Origin of the sequence: Aggregicoccus sp. 17bor-14, from assembly GCF_009659535.1 — a bacterium.
GTDB lineage: Bacteria > Myxococcota > Myxococcia > Myxococcales > Myxococcaceae > Aggregicoccus.
On record NZ_VJZZ01000007.1, the window covers coordinates 246,363 to 264,483 of the forward strand.

General features: G+C 72.1%; 17 protein-coding genes. 9 read left to right on the forward strand and 8 right to left on the reverse strand.

Annotated features, from left to right (window positions below; all coding sequences use genetic code 11):
* Nucleotides 1–54: 54 nt before the first annotated feature.
* Nucleotides 55–1,662, reverse strand: coding sequence for a S8 family serine peptidase (locus FGE12_RS15565; protein ID WP_153867252.1), 1,608 nt, complete (start codon nt 1,660–1,662; stop codon nt 55–57).
* Between the two features lie 291 nt (nt 1,663–1,953).
* Here FGE12_RS15565 and FGE12_RS15570 point away from each other — a divergent pair, with 291 nt between their 5' ends.
* Nucleotides 1,954–2,907, forward strand: a complete 954-nt coding sequence (locus FGE12_RS15570; RefSeq protein WP_153867253.1) for an aldo/keto reductase — start codon at nt 1,954–1,956, stop codon at nt 2,905–2,907.
* A gap of 11 nt (nt 2,908–2,918) precedes the next feature.
* Nucleotides 2,919–3,587 (forward strand): type 1 glutamine amidotransferase domain-containing protein, encoded by a 669-nt coding sequence (locus tag FGE12_RS15575; RefSeq protein WP_153867254.1) that lies wholly within the window; start codon nt 2,919–2,921, stop codon nt 3,585–3,587.
* A 10-nt stretch (nt 3,588–3,597) separates the two neighbouring features.
* Here the strand turns inward: FGE12_RS15575 and FGE12_RS15580 are convergent, their stop codons facing one another.
* The 3 genes from FGE12_RS15580 to FGE12_RS15590 all read right to left on the reverse strand — a co-directional run bounded on the left by FGE12_RS15580 (nt 3,598) and on the right by FGE12_RS15590 (nt 7,854).
* Complete coding sequence (locus tag FGE12_RS15580; protein WP_153867255.1) at nt 3,598–4,668, reverse strand: S9 family peptidase; 1,071 nt, start codon at nt 4,666–4,668, stop codon at nt 3,598–3,600.
* A 95-nt stretch (nt 4,669–4,763) separates the two neighbouring features.
* A complete protein-coding gene (locus FGE12_RS15585; RefSeq protein WP_153867256.1) occupies nt 4,764–6,323 on the reverse strand; it encodes a DUF4070 domain-containing protein in 1,560 nt (519 codons plus the stop codon).
* Nucleotides 6,324–6,417: 94 nt separating this feature from the next.
* Entirely contained in the window at nt 6,418–7,854 is a 1,437-nt protein-coding gene (locus FGE12_RS15590) for a radical SAM protein (RefSeq protein ID WP_370459002.1), read from the reverse strand.
* Between the two features lie 184 nt (nt 7,855–8,038).
* Between FGE12_RS15590 and FGE12_RS15595 the strand changes: the two genes are divergently transcribed.
* The 4 genes from FGE12_RS15595 to FGE12_RS15605 all read left to right on the forward strand — a co-directional run bounded on the left by FGE12_RS15595 (nt 8,039) and on the right by FGE12_RS15605 (nt 10,979).
* Complete coding sequence (locus FGE12_RS15595; protein ID WP_153867257.1) at nt 8,039–8,716, forward strand: FKBP-type peptidyl-prolyl cis-trans isomerase; 678 nt, start codon at nt 8,039–8,041, stop codon at nt 8,714–8,716.
* A 68-nt stretch (nt 8,717–8,784) separates the two neighbouring features.
* Nucleotides 8,785–9,489: a YafY family protein gene (locus FGE12_RS15600; RefSeq protein WP_153867258.1), complete on the forward strand. Its 705-nt coding sequence runs from the start codon at nt 8,785–8,787 to the stop codon at nt 9,487–9,489.
* A gap of 648 nt (nt 9,490–10,137) precedes the next feature.
* The gene (locus FGE12_RS30360) at nt 10,138–10,557 is read left to right on the forward strand and encodes an SRPBCC family protein (RefSeq protein WP_228530813.1); all 420 of its coding nucleotides are present in this window, start codon (nt 10,138–10,140) and stop codon (nt 10,555–10,557) included.
* Nucleotides 10,554–10,979: an EVE domain-containing protein gene (locus FGE12_RS15605; RefSeq protein WP_370459003.1), complete on the forward strand. Its 426-nt coding sequence runs from the start codon at nt 10,554–10,556 to the stop codon at nt 10,977–10,979. Before FGE12_RS30360 ends, FGE12_RS15605 begins: the two co-directional genes overlap by 4 nt.
* A gap of 51 nt (nt 10,980–11,030) precedes the next feature.
* On the opposite strand, the gene FGE12_RS15610 is transcribed toward FGE12_RS15605, so the two are convergent.
* Nucleotides 11,031–13,013, reverse strand: a complete 1,983-nt coding sequence (locus FGE12_RS15610; RefSeq protein WP_153867260.1) for an OPT family oligopeptide transporter — start codon at nt 13,011–13,013, stop codon at nt 11,031–11,033.
* A gap of 206 nt (nt 13,014–13,219) precedes the next feature.
* On the opposite strand from FGE12_RS15610, the gene FGE12_RS15615 reads away from it, so the two are divergent.
* Nucleotides 13,220–13,651 (forward strand): hypothetical protein, encoded by a 432-nt coding sequence (locus tag FGE12_RS15615; RefSeq protein ID WP_153867261.1) that lies wholly within the window; start codon nt 13,220–13,222, stop codon nt 13,649–13,651.
* An 8-nt stretch (nt 13,652–13,659) separates the two neighbouring features.
* On the opposite strand, the gene FGE12_RS15620 is transcribed toward FGE12_RS15615, so the two are convergent.
* Both FGE12_RS15620 and FGE12_RS15625 read right to left on the reverse strand, forming a co-directional pair.
* Entirely contained in the window at nt 13,660–13,983 is a 324-nt protein-coding gene (locus FGE12_RS15620; protein WP_194797911.1) for a WYL domain-containing protein, read from the reverse strand.
* 60 nt (nt 13,984–14,043) lie between these two features.
* Nucleotides 14,044–15,093, reverse strand: coding sequence for a PQQ-like beta-propeller repeat protein (locus tag FGE12_RS15625; protein WP_153867262.1), 1,050 nt, complete (start codon nt 15,091–15,093; stop codon nt 14,044–14,046).
* A 71-nt stretch (nt 15,094–15,164) separates the two neighbouring features.
* Between FGE12_RS15625 and add the strand changes: the two genes are divergently transcribed.
* Nucleotides 15,165–16,307 (forward strand): adenosine deaminase, encoded by a 1,143-nt coding sequence (gene add, locus FGE12_RS15630; protein ID WP_153867263.1) that lies wholly within the window; start codon nt 15,165–15,167, stop codon nt 16,305–16,307.
* A 39-nt stretch (nt 16,308–16,346) separates the two neighbouring features.
* The gene (locus tag FGE12_RS15635; protein WP_153867264.1) at nt 16,347–16,796 is read left to right on the forward strand and encodes a hypothetical protein; all 450 of its coding nucleotides are present in this window, start codon (nt 16,347–16,349) and stop codon (nt 16,794–16,796) included.
* A 50-nt stretch (nt 16,797–16,846) separates the two neighbouring features.
* Here FGE12_RS15635 and glgC read toward each other — a convergent pair whose 3' ends face one another.
* Nucleotides 16,847–18,076: a glucose-1-phosphate adenylyltransferase gene (gene glgC / locus FGE12_RS15640; RefSeq protein ID WP_153867265.1), complete on the reverse strand. Its 1,230-nt coding sequence runs from the start codon at nt 18,074–18,076 to the stop codon at nt 16,847–16,849.
* Between the last annotated feature and the right edge of the window lie 45 nt (nt 18,077–18,121).

Sequence of the window (18,121 nt, forward strand, 5' to 3'; positions counted from 1 at the left end):
TCTCGACTCGTCGTTCGAGGAAGGTGTGCACGCGCGCCCCGGCCCGCAGCGCCGCTACAGCGCGGCCTGGCCCGGCTTCAGGGTCACCGCCTTGAGCGCGTCCACGATCCCCTTGCCGAAGAAGTCCGTGTACCCGGCGCCGTTGCCCCCACCGCTCGCGCCCGAGCAGGTCGCGGTCGGGATGAGCAGGCCCGGCCCCTGGATGACGGTGCGCGGGTCCGGGCAGGGCTGGTTGTTGGCGGAGGTCTGCAGGAAGGACTCCACCTGCTGCGGCGACATGTGCGGCTTGTTGGGGTTGTTGCCCGCGAAGTCGCCGTACTGGGAGATGATCAGCGCCGCCACGCCCGCCGCGTTCGGCGTCGCCATGGACGTGCCCTGCACCCAGGCGTAGTACGCGCACACCACGCCGCTGCCGTCCGGGTCCACGCAGTGCTGGAAGTAGTTGTCCGGGTTGGAGGGCAGCGCATCCGTGTTCTCCGCCGACCAGGCGCCGAGCACGCGCCCGATGCCAAGGTAGGGCGGCGGCGGCGCGCCGCTGCCCGGGACGCCGGTGTAGTTGCGCGTGGAGCCGCCGGGCGCGGACACGTCCGTCGCGTCCACGCCGTAGTTCGAATAGAAGGCCTTCTGGTTGTAGTAGCCGGTGGCGGCCACTCCGACGACGCCCGGCAGCTCCGCCGGCACGTTGAGGAAGCTCTGCACGAAGTTGCCGTCGCTCAGGTTGAAGCCGTCGTTGCCCAGGGCGGCAATGGGCAGCACGCCGTTGGAGCGCGCGTAGTCCGAGGCGCGCTGCACGATGGTGACCAGCGCCTGGCCGTGCTTCGCGTGCTGCAGGAAGCCGCTGAGGCTCATGGAGGCCACGTCGTAGTGGTGGTTGCCCGCGTAGACGAGCGCCGCGGCGAGCGCGAAGAAGCTGCCGGAGCCGGTGTCACCGAGCACCTTCAGCGCCACCAGGGTGACGTTCGGAGCGACGCCCGAGACGCCGATGGCGTTGATCGGCGCGCCCACCGCGCTGAGGCACCAGCTGCCGTGGCCCACCTTGTCGTCCCAGCTCGCCGGGTTCGGGTCGCCCTCGGCGAGGCCGTTGTAGGCGCCCGAGGGGAGCACGAAGGAGCGGCTCTCGGCGAAGTTCAGGTTGGGCGCGATGTCCGGGTGCGGCACCGGGAGCACCTCGGCGCCGGTGTCGAGCACGGCGACCCGCACGTCCCGGCGCCCGCGCTGCACGGCGTAGGAGCCGGTGAGGGTGGAGTTCATCCGCATCTTGTCCCACTGCTGGCTGCCCAGCGAGTCGGGCATGGGCTGTGGATCCGCGCCGGGCGAGGTGATGGTGCCGCCGTTGTTCTCCGTGGCGGCCGCGTCCCGGTCGAGCGCAGAGAGCCCCCTCTCCGGAATCGTCAGCAGCAGCTCGTCGAGGCTCGCGGCCTTGACGACCGGGTTCGCCTCGATGTCGGCGATGAAGTTCGGATTGCTCGACTCCACCGCCACCGCGCCCACCGCGTCGAGCCGTCCCTGGATGCTGCCGCCCGCGGCCTGGACGGCGCGCTCGGCGTTGGACGGCAGGTTGTTGGATTGATTGAAGACCACCACGTAGCGCTGCGTCGCGGCCGAGGCCGCCCCCGCTTGTGCTCCCAGGAGCGCAAGCAACACCCACCCGATCTGCTTCATCGTCCCTCTCCTCTCTCCCGGTGACGCGCCGCACGGGCGCTCCTGGGAGGGCAGAAAGGTGTGGCGACGCGGGAGCGGGGCAATCCGGACTGCGCGCTGGCGGACGGCGTGGCAGCGAAGTGGCGGTTTCAGCGCAGCCGCTCTGCGCGGACCCGGACGCAGGCGCTGTACCCGGGTGCAACCCCACGCGGGAGCAGGAGGGCGTGGCGCTCGCCTGCACTCTCGGTGGCGGGGACGGGCGCCATCGTTAGCTTGCCCCGTGCGTCCCCCTCCTCTCTGCGAGGCACCCCCATGGAGTACAGGCGAGTCGGCAGCAGCGGTCTCAAGGTCTCGGCCCTCAGCCTCGGCGGCTGGACCACCTTCGGCGGCAGCGTCCAGGACGACCAGGTCGTGCGGCGCATCATTCACACCGCCTTCGAGGGCGGGGTGAACTTCTTCGACCAGGCGGACGTGTACGCCAACGGCAAGAGCGAGCAGATGATGGGCGCGGTGCTCAAGGAGCTCCCGCGCCACCGGCTCGTCGTCTCCAGCAAGCTGTTCTGGCCGATGAGCGACGACGTGAACGACCGCGGCCTGCACCGCAAGCACGTGCGCCACAGCATCGAGGGGAGCCTCAAGCGCCTCGGCACCGACTACCTCGACCTCTACTTCTGCCACCGCTACGACCCGGAGACCCCGCTCGAGGAGACCTTGAGCGCGCTGAGCCAGCTCGTGGACCAGGGGAAGATCCTCTACTGGGGCACCAGCGAGTGGAGCGCCGAGCAGATCACCGAGGCCGTGGAGCTCGCGCGCGCGAGCGGCCTGCACGCCCCCGTCGTGGAGCAGCCGCAGTACTCCATGCTCTGGCGCGAGCGCGTGGAGCAGGAGATCCTTCCGGTCACCGAGCCCCTGGGCATGGGCCTCGTCGTCTGGAGCCCGTTGGGCATGGGCGCGCTCACCGGCAAGTACGACGCGGGGCGCCCCGCCGACGCCCGGCTCTCGCGCGAGGACACCTTCGCCAAGCGCCTGCTCTCCGAGGAGAACCTGCAGAAGGTGCGCCGCCTCAAGCCCATCGCGGACGGGCTCGGCGTGAGCCGCGGCACGCTCGCGCTCGCGTGGGCGCTGCGCCAGAAGGGCGTGAGCAGCACCATCGTGGGGGCGACACGGCCGGAGCAGATGAAGGAGAACCTCCAGGCCGCGGACTTCCGCCTCACCCCGGACGCCGTCGCGCAGGTGGACCGCGTGCTGGCGGGCGCGGGGAGCTAGGAGACCCATCCATGGCGAAGACACTGAGGGGCCTGCGGGTGGCGGTGCTCGCCGCCGACGGCTTCGAGCAGGTGGAGCTCACCGTGCCGCTGAAGGCCCTGCGCAACGCGGGCGCGCACGTGGAGGTGGTGAGCGTGCACGCGGGCTCGCTGCGCGGGATGAACGGGCTCGAGCCCGGCAAGGAGGTGAGGGTGGACCGGCGCGTGAGCGCGGTCGGCGTGCAGGACTACGACGCGCTCTTCATCCCGGGCGGCTTCGTCAGCCCGGACCTGCTGCGCCAGAGCGACGCCGTGCGGGAGCTGGTGCGCGCCTTCGACGAGGCGGGCCTGCCCATCGGCACGCTGTGCCACGGCCCCTGGGTGCTCGCCTCCGCGGGCCTCACGCGCGGCCGGCACCTCACCTCCTGGCCCGGCATCCGCGACGACCTGACGAACGCCGGCGCCCGCTGGGAGGACCTCTCGGTGGTGCGAGACGGCAACTGGGTGTCCAGCCGCGGCCCGCAGGACCTCACCCACTTCGTGCCCGCGCTGCTCTCGCTCTACGCCGAGAGCGAGGCCGCGGCGCGCGCCCGGGCCCGGGTGCGTGCGCGCTGGGCGCGCAGGGCCGCGGGGCTCGCCGCGCTGGGGCTCGCGGGGCTCGCGCTGCGGCAGCGCCGCGCCGGCGCGCTCGCGTGGGGGTAGGGGCGCGCGCTCAGGGCGCCGCGCGCGGCGCGGCGTCCGCAGGAGGGCCGAAGGCGCCGTAGCGGCGAAACCAGTCCACCGCCGCCTGCACCCACTCGCGCCGGTGCAGCGCGAGCTGGTGCTCGTCGCGCGGGTACACGACCAGGGCATGCGGAGTGCCCGCGGCCTGGAGCGCCTCGGCGAAGCGCTGCGACTGCGCGAGGCGCACGCGCCAGTCCTGCTCGGCGTGCAGCAGGAGGAGGGGGACGTGTAGCTCGCCCGCCCACTGCCGGGCGCTGCGGCGCGCAATGGCTGCGGCGCGGTCGCGGCTCCACTCGGGGATGCGCTTCGCGTAGACCTCGGCCTCGAGGTCGGGGCGGTCGGCGAGCGACATCTCGAAGTCGTATTGACCGCTGCGCATGGCGGCGGCGCGCACCGGCAGGCCCGCGCGGATGGCCATCAGCCCCTCCATCCCGCCGCGCGAGCCGCCCAGCAGGTAGAGGCGGGACACGTCCGCGCCGGGCACCGCGCGAGCCAGTGGCACCAGCGCGCGCACGTCCGCGAGGTCCGCGCCGCCCACTTCGTCGGCCCCGTCGCCTCCATCCGCTCCGCGGTACTGCGTGGCGACGACCACGAAGCCCGCGTCCGTGAAGTCCTGCATCTGCACGAGCCCGAAGGTGCCGATGCGGCCGTAGTCCGCGTTGCCGCCGCGCAGCCACAGCAGCACCGGGTGGGGCCCCTGCGAGGCTTGGGGCGGCCGCAGCACGAAGCCTCTGACCCGCAGCGCGCCCACCCGGTAGAGCACGCGCTCGCAGCGCCCCTCGCGGGCCGCGGCCTGCAGGCGCGTGAAGTCCGCGGGTGGGAAGAGGCTCTCCACCGGGCGCGCGGCGAGCTCCGCCTGGAGGCCGGCCTGCTCCAGGTCCTCCTGCAGGTAGTCCCGCATCTCCGCATCGAAGGCAGCGCGGTCCTGCGGGACGGGGCAGGGCTCGCGGGCGACCACGTCCCCGTCGGAGGCCTCCTTCGGAGCGGAAGGAGCTGCCGGCGTGGAGGCGCAGCCGCAGAGCACGAGGAGCAGGGTCACCGCAGGCAGGGCAGAACGCATGCGCCGAAGGTAGCAGCGCCTGTGCGCCGCCCGAGCTGCCCCGCGGTCCGAGCGGGGGGACGTATGCTCCGGGGACCACGGTCCGAGCTGCGCGCTCAGAAGGAGTTGCGCAGCTCGCCCGCGCGCAGGCGCCGCACCAGCTGGTGGTAGTGGAAGTGGCAGGCGCACTTGACCACGAAGAGCAGGAGCAGCTCGGGCTCGGGGCGCTGCGCCCAGGCGCGGGAGAGCCTGCGCGTGTACTCACGCCGCAGCGCGGGGTCCGGCAGCCGCGCGAGCAGGCGCGCCGCGAGCACCAGCGCCGTCGCGAGATCCCGGGCCTGGCTCGCGCGCCGCCGCCACGGGTGCGTCTGCCAGTAGCGTGCGCGCCCGCGTCCGTAGTCCAGTCTTCCCTCGAGGAACAGCGCCTCCACCCGCTCGAAGTAGGCCTCGGGCTGGTAGAGCGCCTCCATCAGCCCGATGTAGCCGTCGCGCAGCGCCTCGCGGCTCATGCGCAGCGGGATGACGTTGGTGCCGTAGGCGGGCCGCTCCGCCAGGTCCAGCCTCCCTTCGCGCGCGAGCCGCGCGTGCAGCGGCGTCTTGGGGATGGCGGAGAGCATGCCCGCCATCACGTGCGCGATGCGCGCCTCGCGGGCGAACGCGACCTGGCGGGCGAAGACCTCGGGCGTGTCCGCGTCGAAGCCCACGATCATCCCCGCCCACACCTCGAGCCCCGCGTCCTGGATGGCCCGCACGCGCGAGAGCAGGGTGCCTGCGCGCGGGCGCACGTTCTGCAGCTTCTTCGCCTCGAGCAGCGCCGCCTCGTCCGGGCTCTCCACGCCCACGAAGACGCTCACCACGTTGGCCTCCACCATGCGGGCCATCAGGTCCGCGTCCTCGGCGAGGTCCAGCGAGGCCTCGGTGAAGAGGACGAGCGGGTAGCCGCGCTCGCGCTGCCACGCGGCGACCGCGTCCAGCAGCGGGCGCACCGCACGCTTGTTGCCCACGAGGTTGTCGTCCACCACGAACACGTGGCGCACCCCGCGCGCGCGCAGGGCCTCGAGCTCCGCCACCACCTGCCCGGGCAGCTTGAGGCGGGGCTTGCGGCCGAAGGTCACGATGATGTCGCAGAACTCGCACTGGAAGGGGCAGCCGCGCGTGAACTGCAGCGAGCCGAAGAGGTAGGGGCGAAGGTCCAGCAGGTCGTAGCGTGGGGTGGGCAGGCGGGTGAGGTCCGTGCGCTCGAGCTGCTGGTAGCGCGCGGAGTGGCGCCCCTCGGCCCACTCCGCGAGGAAGCGCGGCCAGGTCCCCTCCGCCTCGCCCACGAAGACCACGTCCGCGAGGCCCTGGAAGTCCTCCTCGTGCACCGAGGCCCAGGGCCCGCCCACCACCGTGAACGCACCGCGCGCCTTGAGCGCCGCGAGCAGCTCGCGCATCCGCTCGCGCTGCACCACCATCCCCGTCAGGCCCACGATGTCCGCGCGCGCCAGCGCGTCCAGATCCAGCGGAGTGACGTTCTCGTCCAGGATGCGCACCCGGTGGGGGGCGGGGGTGAGCGCAGCGAGCAGCGGCAGCGCGGCCACCGGCATGCTCGCGCGCTTGCCCAGCAGCGGCAGCACGTGCTCCATGCCCCAGAAGGACGGCTCGAAGCGCGGGTTGACCAGGACGATGTCGGCCATGGCAGGCCTCCTGCCCGGAGCGTGGGTGCGCCCCTGGCCCGCGCGCCATTGCCCTGCGCGGCGGGCCCCGCCCGCTCGCCCTGCGGCCCGCCAGTCAGCGCGCTGCGCTCGTGGGGACGGGGACCGTGAGCTTCACCGGCGCGGGCCTCGCGTCGATGCGGACGTGCTCGGGCAGCGCAGCGTCGCGGTAGGCCGTGCGCGTCGCCATGTCCACGGGCTCGTTTCCGCGCAGCGCCTTGAGCGCGTAGAAGCCGTTCATGCAGGCGCTCATCAGCTGTGCGCCGGCGCGCAGCCTCCCCAGCCGCTTCGCGACCCGCGCTGCGGAGGCGCGCAGGGAGAACGCCCTGCGCCAGAGCTGGCGGTGCGAGTTGAGCAGCTCTCCGGGCGTCATCGCGCGCGGGCGGAAGGCCACGTTGTAGCCGTTGAAGAACTCCCAGCCGCGGTCCTCGAGCAGCCGGCCCTCGCTGAGCAGCTCGTCGTAGAGCGGCGTGCCCTGGAAGGGGGTGAGGATGGAGAGGAAGGGCACGTCCACGCCGATCTCGTCGAGGTTCTCGGCCATCTGCAGGATGCTCTCGGGCGTGTCGCCGTCGAAGCCGGAGATGAAGCCCGCCATCACGCAGATGCCGCGCTCGTGCAGCCGCTCGACGGAGGCGCGGTAGGTGGCAATCTTGTTCTGGCGCTTGTTGGCCTGCTTCAGGCTCTCCGCGCCGAAGCTCTCGATGCCGAAGAAGATGCCGATGCAGCCGGAGGCCTCGAGGTCGTCGAGCAGCGCGCGATCATTCGCGATGTCGAGGCTGGCCTGGGTGAGCCACCACTTCTTCTCGGGCACCATGGCGCGCAGCAGGGCGTGGGCGTAGGGCCGGTGGATGGTGAGGTTGTCGTCCCAGAACCACACCACCTTGCGCTGCCAGGCGTGCTCGAAGTCGTCGTAGCGGATGTCGCGCAGCACCTCCTCCACGGGCCGCATCCGGAAGCCCGGGTTGAGCGTGGGCACGGTGCAGAACGAGCAGCGGTAGGGGCAGCCGCGCGTCGCCTGCACCACGCGCGGCACGAAGAAGCGGTCGCCGAGCAGGTCGTAGCGCGGCGTGGGCAGGCCGCGCATGGAGTGTGGGCCGCCCTGGTAGCGGCGCTGCAGGGCGCCACGCTCCGCGTCCGCGAGCAGCGTCGGCCATACGGCATCGGCCTCGCCCAGCACCACGGCGTCCACGTGCCGCAGCGCCTCCTGCGCCGCGTACGTCACGTGCGGCCCGCCCGCGACCACCTTCTTGCCGCGGCTGCGGAAGGCATCGGCGAGCCGGTACGCCTCGGGGGCGAAGCCGGAGAAGAAGGACAGCGCCACGAGGTCCGCATCCGTGTCGAGGTCCACCGGCTGCACCTGCTGGTGGATGACCCGGACCTCGTGGCCCGGCGGCGTGAGCGCAGCGAGGTGGATGCCGGTGATGGGCGGCACGAAGTCCAGCTCGTGCCCCTGCCGGTAGCGCTGCACGTAGACGACGACGATGTCGATCTTCATGCGCACGAAGGTAGCCACCGGCAGCAGGGCGAAGGGCGTCGCGCCGCACGAGCGGCCGGCGGAGGCCCGCGAGCGGCTGCCCCGCGAACCCGAGTGGTCGGAGCGCGAGGGGCCCGGATGCCGGACACCTCGGGTCCCTGTACGCCGGAGGGGCCGCGCGATGGGGTAGCGTCACGAGATACCCCCGAGCAGCGGAGCCCCCATGCGAACGATGTTGCTGGCGCTGGTGACGAGCAGCGTCCTGATGTCCACCGCCCACGCCCAAGGCACGGCGAAGCCCGCCGCCTCCGCGCAGCCGAAGACCGAGGACGAGAAGGCCTTCTACGCGCTGGGCTTCCGCTTCGGCGAGTCGCTCGCGGTGCTGCAGCTGAGCCCCTCGGAGCTCGAGGTGCTCAAGCGCGGCCTCGGTGATGCGCGCGCGGGCGCCCCCGCGGCGGTGGACCTCGCGCAGTACGAGCCCAAGCTGCAGGACATCGCCCGCGGGCGCCAGGGCAAGGCGAACGAGGCGACGCTCGCGCGGGCGGCGCAGGAGAAGGGCGCGCAGAAGCTGCCCTCGGGCGTGGTCTACCGCGAGCTGCAGGCGGGCTCTGGCCGCGCTCCAGCCGCGAGCGACACCGTGAAGGTCAACTACCGCGGCACGCTCATCACCGGGGAGGAGTTCGACAGCTCGTACAAGCGCGGCGAGCCCGCGGAGTTCCCGCTCAACGGCGTCATCTCTTGCTGGACCGAGGGGCTGCAGCGGATGAAGGTGGGCGGCAAGGCGAAACTCACGTGCCCTGCGAGCAAGGCTTACGGCTCACAGCCTCCTCCCGGCTCGCGCATCCCGCCGGATGCCGTGCTCCAGTTCGACGTGGAGCTGGTGGGCATCAGCGGGAAGTAGCGCCCGTCCGCTACCGGGGCCGCTCGCGCGAGCGCCCCGCCCGGGCCCGTGTGGCACAGTGGGGCGCCATGGCCCGCGCCGACCGCCTCCTCCGCCTCATCCAGGTGCTGCGCCGCCACCGCGCGCCGGTGAGCGCCGCGGCACTCGCCGAGGAGCTCGAGGTTTCCGTGCGCTCGGTGTACCGCGACGTGCAGACGCTGCGCGCGCAGGGGGCCAGCATCGAGGGTGAGGCGGGCGTGGGCTACCTCCTTCGCCCCGGCTTCCTGCTGCCGCCGCTCATGTTCAGCGACGAGGAGCTGGAGGCGCTGGTGCTGGGCCTGCGGCTCACGGCGGAGCACGGGGACGCGGCGCTGGGCCGGGCCTCCGCGGAGGTGGTGGCGAAGCTGCGCGCAGTGCTGCCGCGCGACCTGCGCCAGCTCGTGGACGAGACGGCCCTGCTCGCGGGCCCCGCGCGCGAGCGCCCGCCCGAGACGGTGGACCTCGCGGAGGTGCGCGCGGCCATCCGCACCCAGCACAAGGCGCGGCTCGCCTATGTGAACGAGCGGGGGGACGCGAGCGAGCGCACCGTGTGGCCGCTGGGCCTGGGCTATTTCGAGCGCTCGCGGGTGCTCATCGCCTGGTGCGAGGCGAAGGGGGACTTCCGCTCCTTCCGCGCGGACCGCATCACGCGCTGGGCCACGCTGCAGGAGCGCCTGCCGCGCTCGCGGATGGCCCTGTTGCGGGAGTGGCGCGAGCGCGAGCACATCCCCGCGCAGCTGCCGGGCGGTACCTAGACCCATCGGGTGGGCCGACGACGGAGCATGTCGGCACCAAGGGTAGCCGCGCCGTGGAGGCGGCGCAGGACGCGGTTCCTTGGGCCGCGTCCTCGCTGCAGATGGGGCGTCAGGGCTGGAAGGGTGACGGAACGCTGCGGCCGCTCGCGGTGGGGCGTCGCCGACTCCGCGTCGCTCAGGGGTGACCCATTTGCGCTGCGCGCATGAGGGCGGCCCTCGCGGCGCACCGCCAGGGCTGAAGCTTCCCTCCACGTCCGCCCACGCAGCCTCCCGCGTGGAGCGAAACGTCCGTTCCACGCACCAACGCTCCGGCCCCGAGTGCAGCTTCACTCTGCGTGCGGGCCCCCTCGGGAGCCGAAGGCTGCGTCGCGCAAAATCGTAAAATAGGATTTTACGTTTTTGCATCGCGCGCCCGTCCGCGCCCGGGAGGGGCGTCTCCTTTCGGGACAGGAGTCCACGCGTCGTGGACGGCTTCTGCCACCCGGAGAAGCCTCGTCCCCTACCCGGCCTCTCCTTCTCGAGGCCGTCCCCCTCGCGCCACTCTCGCGTGTCCGGAGAGGACGGAAGCGCTGCATGCGCACTGCTGACAGAATCTGTCACCAGGGCCCCGTAGCTTGCCCTGCGTACCCACCGCAGAGGAGAAGCCGCATGCGCCGCTACGTCCACGAGACCGTCGTCCCCACCCCGGCCGGGAAGCTCTACCGCGCCCTCACCGACATCGCCCGCTGGCCGCAATGGGATGCGGAGCTCGCCTCCACCGAGGCCCCGGCGTCCCTCACCCGCGGGGCCGCCTTCAGCCTCACGCCCCGCGGTGGCCCCCGGGTGCGCATGACGGTGGAGGAGGCGAGCGCGCCGGCCTCGTTCACGGATGTGGCCCACCTGCCGCTCGCCCGCATGCGCACGCGGCACGACCTGCTCCCCTGCGCGGAGGGCACGCGGGTGCGCGTGACCATCGAGGTGGCGGGCCCGCTCTCGCTCCTCTGGGACCGCGCGGTGGCGCGCAAGCAGGCGGCGGGGAGCGAGGCCAATACGCACGCGCTCGCGCGCTTCGCGGAGGCGCAGCCGTGAGGGCCTGGGTGGGCGTCGTCTCGCGCTCGCACGTGCAGCGCGGGGTGGCGGGGGGCTTCGCGCAGCTGTGCCATGGCCGCGCGGAAGCGCTGCGGCGGATGAGCGTGGGCGACTGGCTCGTCTACTACTCGCCGCGCACGGACATGCAGGAGGGCGAGCCCCTCAAGGCCTTCACCGCGCTGGGGCGGGTGGAGGGGGAGGGGGTGGAGCAGGTGGACCTGGGCGGAGACTTCCGGCCCTACCGCCGCCGCATCGCCTACCTTCCCGTGCGCCGGGAGGCGAAGGTGGACGCGCTCGCCGCGCGCCTCGCCTTCATCCGCGAGCATCCCAACTGGGGGATGCTCGCGCGGCGCGGGCACTTCGAGATCCCGCTCGAGGACCTCGCGCTCATCGCCGGGGCGCTCGGGGTGCAGGCGCCCTGAGTGCTGCGGCGCGCTGCGCGAGCCCGCGGGCCCGCGCAGCGCGAGAGAGGCTCACACCTCGATGCTGCGCGCGGTGCGCGAGGTCCAGCGGTACAGCCCCGCGACCACGAGGATGCCCACCACCAGCGCGACGAGCATGGTGGTCACCTCGCTGAAGTTGACGTTGAGCGCCAGCGGCTCGCCCTTGCCGGTGGAGACGATGAGGCCGGCGAGCGCGACGTTGAAGAGGCTCTCGCCCACGATGAAGCCGGACATCACCAGCACGGCGAGGCGCTTGGCCGTCTCGCCCCAGGGGTGCTTCTCCACGCCGCGCTCGAAGAAGTAGCCGGCGAAGGCGCCCACGACCACGGGCGCGGTCACGGCGCTGGGCAGGTAGATGGCGAGGCCCACTCCGAGCGGCGGCAGGCTGTAGCGGCCCTTGGTCGCGGCCTTGAGGCCGAAGTTGATGACCACGAGCAGCAGGCCCAGCGCCGCGCCCCACAGCACCAGGTCCCAGCGCAGGTCACCGCCGATGACGCCCTTGGCCAGGGTGGAGATGAGCGTGGCCTGGGGCGCGGCGAGCGGCTGGTTGGAGATGGCGTTCGCGTTGGGCGCGCCCGCGAAGCCGTAGGCCTTGTTCAGCAGCTCGAGCACCGGCGGCACCACCACCGAGCCCGCGACCACGCCGATGAGCAGCGCCACCTGCTGCTTCCAGGGGGTCGCATCCACGAGCTGTCCGGTCTTGAGGTCCTGCAGGTTGTCGTTGCCGATGACCGCCACCGCGAGCACCACGGTGGTGACGAAGAGCGCGTAGGCGACCAGCGCGTGGGAGACCTCGGGGCCGGTGAGGCTGCGGCCCACCACGCCCACGCTCAGCGCGGCGCCGAGGATGGTAAGGATGGCGATGCCCGAGACGGGCGAGTTCGAGGAGCCGATGAGGCCGGCCATGTAGCCGCACACCGCCGCGGCGCACACGCCCGCGAGCAGCACGTAGGCGATGCCCACCGCGACCAGGGGCATGCTCACGCTCGCCAGCGCGGTGCCGCTCAGGAAGCTGCCCAGCAGCCACCCGGCGGGCACGAGCGCGAGCAGCGTCACGATGCCCACCGTGGCGATGGGCATGTCCTGCTCGGTGCGCGGGGGGGCGCTGCCCTGGGTCTTCGCCTTGCGCGCGGCATCCAGCGCGCTCTTGAGGCCGCCGATGACCGGCTTGGCCAGGCCCGCCAGCGTCACGATGGCCGCCGCGCCGATGGCGCCGGCGCCGATCATGCGCACCTGCGTGCTCCACACGCGCAGCGCGTGGCCCGCGGCCTCCATGTCCGGCATGGGGTTCATGGAGGTGAGCATCGGCACGAGCAGGGCCCAGGCGATGATCAGACCCACGAGCATCGCGATGCCCACGGTGATGCCCATCAGGTGCCCGGCGCCGATGAGCGCGAGCGAGCTCGCGGCGCCGATGCCCGTGGCCCCGCGGCCGACGCGGAAGTACACGCTCACCTCGCCGGCCATGACCTTGATGGCGGCGCCGGCGGCGAAGAGCGCGGAGGCGACGCTGCCCCAGATGACGGCCATGAGGCCCGCGCGGCCCTCCTCGGCGCCGCTGCGCGAGGAGGTGCCCACCTTGAGCACCTCGGCGGCCGCCACGCCCTCGGGGTAGGGCAGGTCGGACTGGGACACGAGCGCGCGGCGCAGGGGCACCGTGTACATCACGCCCAGCACGCCGCCGATCGCGCACGCGCCGAAGGTGGGCCAGAAGGGCACGTGCGTCCACCAGCCGATCATCAGCAGGCCGGGCAGCACGAAGATGACCGAGGCCAGGGTGCCGGCCGCCGAGGCCAGCGTCTGCACGATGTTGTTCTCCTGGATGGACGCGTCCTTGAAGGCGCTCAGCAGCGCCATCGAGATGACGGCCGCCGGGATGGACGTCGCGAAGGTGAGGCCCACGCGCAGCCCGAGGTAGACCTGCGCCGCGGTGAACACCAGGGTGATGAGCACGCCGAGGACGACTCCTCGCAGCGTGATTTCCTTCGGTGTGGACTGGGTGTCGGCCTTCATCCTGAGGACTCCGTAAGGGGGACGGCGGGGGAACGGGTACTGCGGGGCGCGGATGATACAGGCGTCCTTCAAAGAAATGGATTTACCGGACGCTCGGGACGCCAGAGCCGCCTGCGGCGCCGCGGCGCACCGCGCCGTCATTGTCCGGAGCACCGCGGCTGTGCATAGCTGCGCGCCACCTTCCTCCCGCACGAGACACGCCCCGCATGAGCCCCTGCGCGACTCCCGCTCTGTCCCGCCTCCTTCCCCTGGCCACCTGCGTGCTGCTCGCGTGCGGCGGCGGATCCGGTGACACGGGCGATGCCTCGACCCTGAAGGGCACGTGGCGCGGGACGGTGAGCGGGCTCGTCGTCGAGGCGCGCATCGACAGCGAGCAGGGCTCGAGCTTCGGCGGCATCCTCACCCTCAGCGACCCGCGCTGCTTCAACAGCGGACGGCTGCTGGGTGGGCTCGCGGATACCTCGGTGACGATGACTGCGTCGGGGTCCGGGTCGACCTCGGAGATGACGGTGGTGGCGATCACCGGTCAGGTGAGCGGGGACGTGCTCGCGGGCTATTTCTCCGCCACGCCCCAGGCCACGGGCGCAGCGAGCCCCTGCAAGATCGACCGCGCGCCGCTCACGATGACCCGCCAGTAGCCGCGGGCTCAGGGCCCGGTCAGGAGCCCCTCCTCCTCGGGCACCATCGCCAGCACCGTGGCGAGCAGCGGGTGCTGCGGGTTGAAGCCGGGGCGCCGTCCCGCGAAGGTGTACGGCGTCACCGCGAGGGACTGCATCCGGTCCAGGCGGTACAGGCGCCAGCCCGGCTGCTCGCTGGAGTGCGAGAAGCCCGCCGTCTGGTACCCGCTGAGCAGGGTGTCCCCGGCGCTGCTCAGCCCCAGCGCGTGCGGCTCCACCGTGCGCAGGAGCCCGTCGTACATGAACACCACGACCCGGCGGCCGCGCACGGCCCGGGAGAGCGCCTCGACCACGCTGCACCTCCTCCAACCTGGAAGATGGGGGCGGGGGAGCGCCGGGGGAAGTGCGGGGCGCTAGTCGCGGCGCAGCCGGTAGCCGAGCACGCGCCCGTCGCGCCCCAGCACCAGCGCCGTGTCGCCCAGCACGGCGGGCGCGCTCAAGAGCCGCGTGTCCAGGCGCTGCTCGAAGACCGGGTCCTCACCGGGCTGCTGCAGGCCGAGCAGCAGCCCCTCCGGGCCCTGCAGCGGCACGAGCACCGTGTCGCCCAGCACCGCGACTCCACCGGAGAGCGGCGCGGGCAGGTGGCTCTTCCACGCGAGGCTGCCGTCCTCGAGCTTCACCCCCACGAGCTCCGAAGGGGGCGCGCCCATCCACACTCGTCCGCCCGCGAGCGAGGGCGCGCTGGTGGCGCCCACCGCGGGGCTCACCTCCCACACCGTGCTCCCGTCCGCGGGGCGCAGGCGCAGGAGCCCTCCGGTGCGCGTGCTGAGGAACACCGACTGGCCATCCCCCGTGAGCCCCACCACCTCGCCCTTCGCCTCGCGCCAGCGCTCCGCGCCATCCTGCGCCGAGAGGCCGAGCACCTTGTTTCCCTGCACGAGCACCAGCGTGCCGGCTCCGAGCACCGGGGTCAGCGGCGGAGGCAAGCGGGCCGCGACTTGCGGGGGAAGCCCCGGGCGGCGCCAGCGCAGGGCGCCGGTGTCCACCGCGTGCGCGCGCACGCTGCCGTCCGGCGCCATCACGTACACCGCGCCCTCGTCCGCCGCGAGGTCCGCGAGCACCGGGGGCTGCCCGGTGAGGCGCCAGCGCTCGGCGCCCGTCTGCAGGTCCACGCACACCAGGTCTCCGCCCACCGTGCCCGCGAGCACGTGGCCGCCCGAGACGGCGGGGCGGGCGGCCACCTCGCGCCCGAGCATCGCGCGCCACAGCACGGTGCCGTCCGCGCGCAGCCGCAGCAGTGCCCCTGCTTCGTTGCCCAGCAGCACCCCGTCCGCGAGCGGCAGCAGGCCGGTGCGGCTCGAGGCATCCGAGCTGTACGCCACCACCTGCTCCACGGGGCGCTTGCAGCCGGCGAGCGCGAGCAGCATCAGCAGCAGCGGGAGGGAGCGCAGGGAAGGGGGCATCGGCACAGGCGCGGGTGGCAGGGAGCGGGGGCGCTCCCTAGGATGCACGGGAACCAGAGGAAATCCACACCATGGCTCCCATCCGCGACGACGAACTGCCCAGCGCCACCGGGATTCCTTCCACCGCCCGCCGGGGCGACTTCAGCCCTCCGCCCACGCTCAGCGTGACGGAGGAGCTCCTGCGCGCCCTGCCCAAGACCGACCTGCACTGCCACCTGGACGGCTCGATGCGGCTCAAGACCATCCTCGAGCTCGCCGAGAAGCAGGGGGTGAAGCTGCCGGCGGACACCGAGGACGGGCTCGCGCGCGCCATCCACATGGGCCAGGTGTGCGAGAGCCTCGAGGACTACCTCGTCGCCTTCGACGTGACGCTCAGCGTGCTGCAGACGGAGGAGGGGCTGTACCGCGCGGCGTACGAGCTCGCGCTGGATGCGGCGGCCGAGAACGTGCGCTACCTGGAGGTGCGCTACAGCCCCGCGCTGCACCTGAAGGGCGGCCTGCGCGAGACGGTGGTGGTGGACGCGGTGCTCGAGGGCCTGCGCGCCGCCAAGCGCGAGGTGGGCATCAAGTACGGGGTGCTGCTGTGCGGCATCCGGCACATGAGCCCGCGCACCAGCGTGCGGCTCGCCGAGCTGTGCGTCGCGTACAAGAACCGCGGCGTGGTGGGCTTCGACCTCGCAGGCGCCGAGATGAACTTCCCGGCCAAGGACCACAAGGACGCCTTCCAGCTCATCCTCAAGAACAACGTGAACTGCACCGCGCACGCGGGCGAGGCCTACGGGCCCGAGTCGATCGCGCAGGCCATCCACTTCCTCGGCGCGCACCGCATCGGCCACGGCACGCGCCTGCGCGAGGACGGCGACCTGCTCAACTACGTGAACGACCACCGCATCCCGCTGGAGATCTGCCCGACCTCCAACGTGCAGACCCGCGCGGTGGACGCGCTCGAGAGCCACCCGCTCAAGTTCTACCTGGACTACGGCCTGCGGGTGACCATCAACACGGACAACCGGCTCATCACCGACACCACCGTGACGAAGGAGCTGTGGACGAGCCACCGGCACCTGGGCCTCACGCTCGAGGACCTCACCACCTGCATCGTCGCGGGCTTCAAGAGCGCCTTCCTCCCGCAGCGCGAGAAGCAGGACCTGCTCAAGCACGTCAACGCGGAGATCGGCAAGACGCTCGAGGCCTTCGGGCAGAAGCCGATCTAGAGTGCCCTCCCACACCCCGTCTCAATGCAGGGAGAGTTCATGGAAGGCACCCCGATTCCTCCGCCCACCCCCGGGCCCGACCCGATCGCCGCGCAGAAGCAGGTGCAGGTCCCGGCCATCCTGCTCATCGTGCTCGGCGCCCTCGGGCTGATCTTCGGCCTCATCGGCGTCGCGAGCCACAGCGTCAACCAGTACGGCCCGCTGCTGGACAACCCGGAGCTGCCCGAGCAGGCGCGCTCCGTCGTCCAGGGCTTCGCGAACCACGGCCGCTGGCTCAACCTGCCGGGCATCGTGCTCTCGGGCCTGATGCTCCTGGGCGGCCTGAAGATGAAGGGCCTGCAGAGCTACGCGCTCGCGCTCACCGGCGCGATCGTGGCCGTGATCCCCTGCATGGGCGTCAACGGCTGCTGCTGCATCGGGATGCCGGTGGGCATCTGGGCGCTCGTGGTGCTGATGCGGCCCGAGGTGAAGGGCGCCTTCCGCGGCTAGCCGCAGAAGGCGGGGTGGGGGACCCCTGCGTCCCCCACCCGGACCGCGCGCTAGGTGACCTTCATCCCCTTGGGGATGACCACCACGCCGTCCGCCGTCACGTGGAAGCGGCGCCGGTCCTCCTCGACGTTGAAGCCGATGGTGGTGCCCGGGGGGATCTCCACGTTCTTGTCGATGATGGCGCGGCGGATGCGGCAGCGCCGCCCGATGGTGACGTTCTCGAAGAGGATGCTGTCCTCCACCTCCGAGAAGCTGTTCACCCGCACCTTGGGGCTGAGCACCGAGCGGTGCACGTGGCCGCCCGAGATGATGCAGCCCTCGCTCACCAGCGCGTCCGTGGCGTGGCCCACCCGCTTGTTCTCCCGGTCCGCGAAGACGAACTTCGCGGGCGGGTGGTTGTTGGGCTGGGTGTAGATGGGCCACTTGTCGTTGTAGAGGTTGAAGATGGGGTCCACCTCCACCAGGTCCATGTTGGACTGGTAGTAGACGTCGATGTTCCCCACGTCGCGCCAGAAGCCGCGCTCCTTCGCCTCCTGCCCGGGCACCTGGTTCTGGGCGAAGTCGTAAACGAAGACGCGGCTCTTCTTGTACATCTCGCTGATGATGCTCTTGCCGAAGTCGTGGGCGCTCGCGTCGTTCGCGGCGTCGCGCACGATCTCCTGCACCAGGGGCTCGGTGCTGAAGAGGTAGTTGCCCATGGAGGCCAGGCACATCTTCGGGTTGCCGGGCATGGGCGGCGGGTTCTTCGGCTTCTCGAGGAAGTTGAGCATCTCCCCGTTGGGCCCCACGTCGATGATGCCGAACTCCTTGCCCTGCTCGATGGGCACGGGGATGGCGGCCACGGTGCAGTCGGCGCGGTTCTTCACGTGGAAGTCCAGCATCTGCCGGCAGTCCATCCGGTAGATGTTGTCCGCGCCGAACACGAAGATGTGGTCCGGCTCCTCGTCCGTGATGAGGTTGAGGTTCTGGTAGATGGCGTCCGCGCTGCCCTTGTACCAGTCCAGCCCGGTGCGCATCTGCGCGGGCACGATGTCGACGTAGTGGCCGAGGAAGTTGCTCATGCGCCACGCGCGCGACAGGTGGTTGTTGAGCGAGTCGCTCTTGTACTGGGTGAGCACCTTCATCCGGTAGATGCCGGAGTTGGCGAAGTTGGAGAGAACGAAATCGATGATGCGGTAGCGCCCGCCGAAGGGGACCGCCGGCTTCGCGCGCTCGCGCGTGAGCGGCTCGAGTCGGGTGCCGGCACCACCGGCGAGGATCATTGCCATCGTCTTGGCCATGCGGGCCACAGTACTTGCGGAGGCTCAGCCCTCAAGCCCTCTGGT

Bases quoted from the DNA above. Each gene is read 5' to 3' on its own strand.
- FGE12_RS15585 (WP_153867256.1), bottom strand. From the start codon at position 6,323: ATGGCCGACATCGTCCTGGTCAACCCGCGCTTCGAGCCGTCCTTCTGG.
- glgC (WP_153867265.1), bottom strand. From the start codon at position 18,076: ATGGCCAAGACGATGGCAATGATCCTCGCCGGTGGTGCCGGCACCCGA.
- FGE12_RS15570 (WP_153867253.1), top strand. From the start codon at position 1,954: ATGGAGTACAGGCGAGTCGGCAGCAGCGGTCTCAAGGTCTCGGCCCTC.
- FGE12_RS15565 (WP_153867252.1), bottom strand. From the start codon at position 1,662: ATGAAGCAGATCGGGTGGGTGTTGCTTGCGCTCCTGGGAGCACAAGCG.
- FGE12_RS30360 (WP_228530813.1), top strand. From the start codon at position 10,138: ATGCGCCGCTACGTCCACGAGACCGTCGTCCCCACCCCGGCCGGGAAG.
- FGE12_RS15635 (WP_153867264.1), top strand. From the start codon at position 16,347: ATGGAAGGCACCCCGATTCCTCCGCCCACCCCCGGGCCCGACCCGATC.
- add (WP_153867263.1), top strand. From the start codon at position 15,165: ATGGCTCCCATCCGCGACGACGAACTGCCCAGCGCCACCGGGATTCCT.
- FGE12_RS15600 (WP_153867258.1), top strand. From the start codon at position 8,785: ATGGCCCGCGCCGACCGCCTCCTCCGCCTCATCCAGGTGCTGCGCCGC.
- FGE12_RS15625 (WP_153867262.1), bottom strand. From the start codon at position 15,093: ATGCCCCCTTCCCTGCGCTCCCTCCCGCTGCTGCTGATGCTGCTCGCG.
- FGE12_RS15595 (WP_153867257.1), top strand. From the start codon at position 8,039: ATGCGAACGATGTTGCTGGCGCTGGTGACGAGCAGCGTCCTGATGTCC.
- FGE12_RS15615 (WP_153867261.1), top strand. From the start codon at position 13,220: ATGAGCCCCTGCGCGACTCCCGCTCTGTCCCGCCTCCTTCCCCTGGCC.
- FGE12_RS15610 (WP_153867260.1), bottom strand. From the start codon at position 13,013: ATGAAGGCCGACACCCAGTCCACACCGAAGGAAATCACGCTGCGAGGA.
- FGE12_RS15575 (WP_153867254.1), top strand. From the start codon at position 2,919: ATGGCGAAGACACTGAGGGGCCTGCGGGTGGCGGTGCTCGCCGCCGAC.
- FGE12_RS15580 (WP_153867255.1), bottom strand. From the start codon at position 4,668: ATGCGTTCTGCCCTGCCTGCGGTGACCCTGCTCCTCGTGCTCTGCGGC.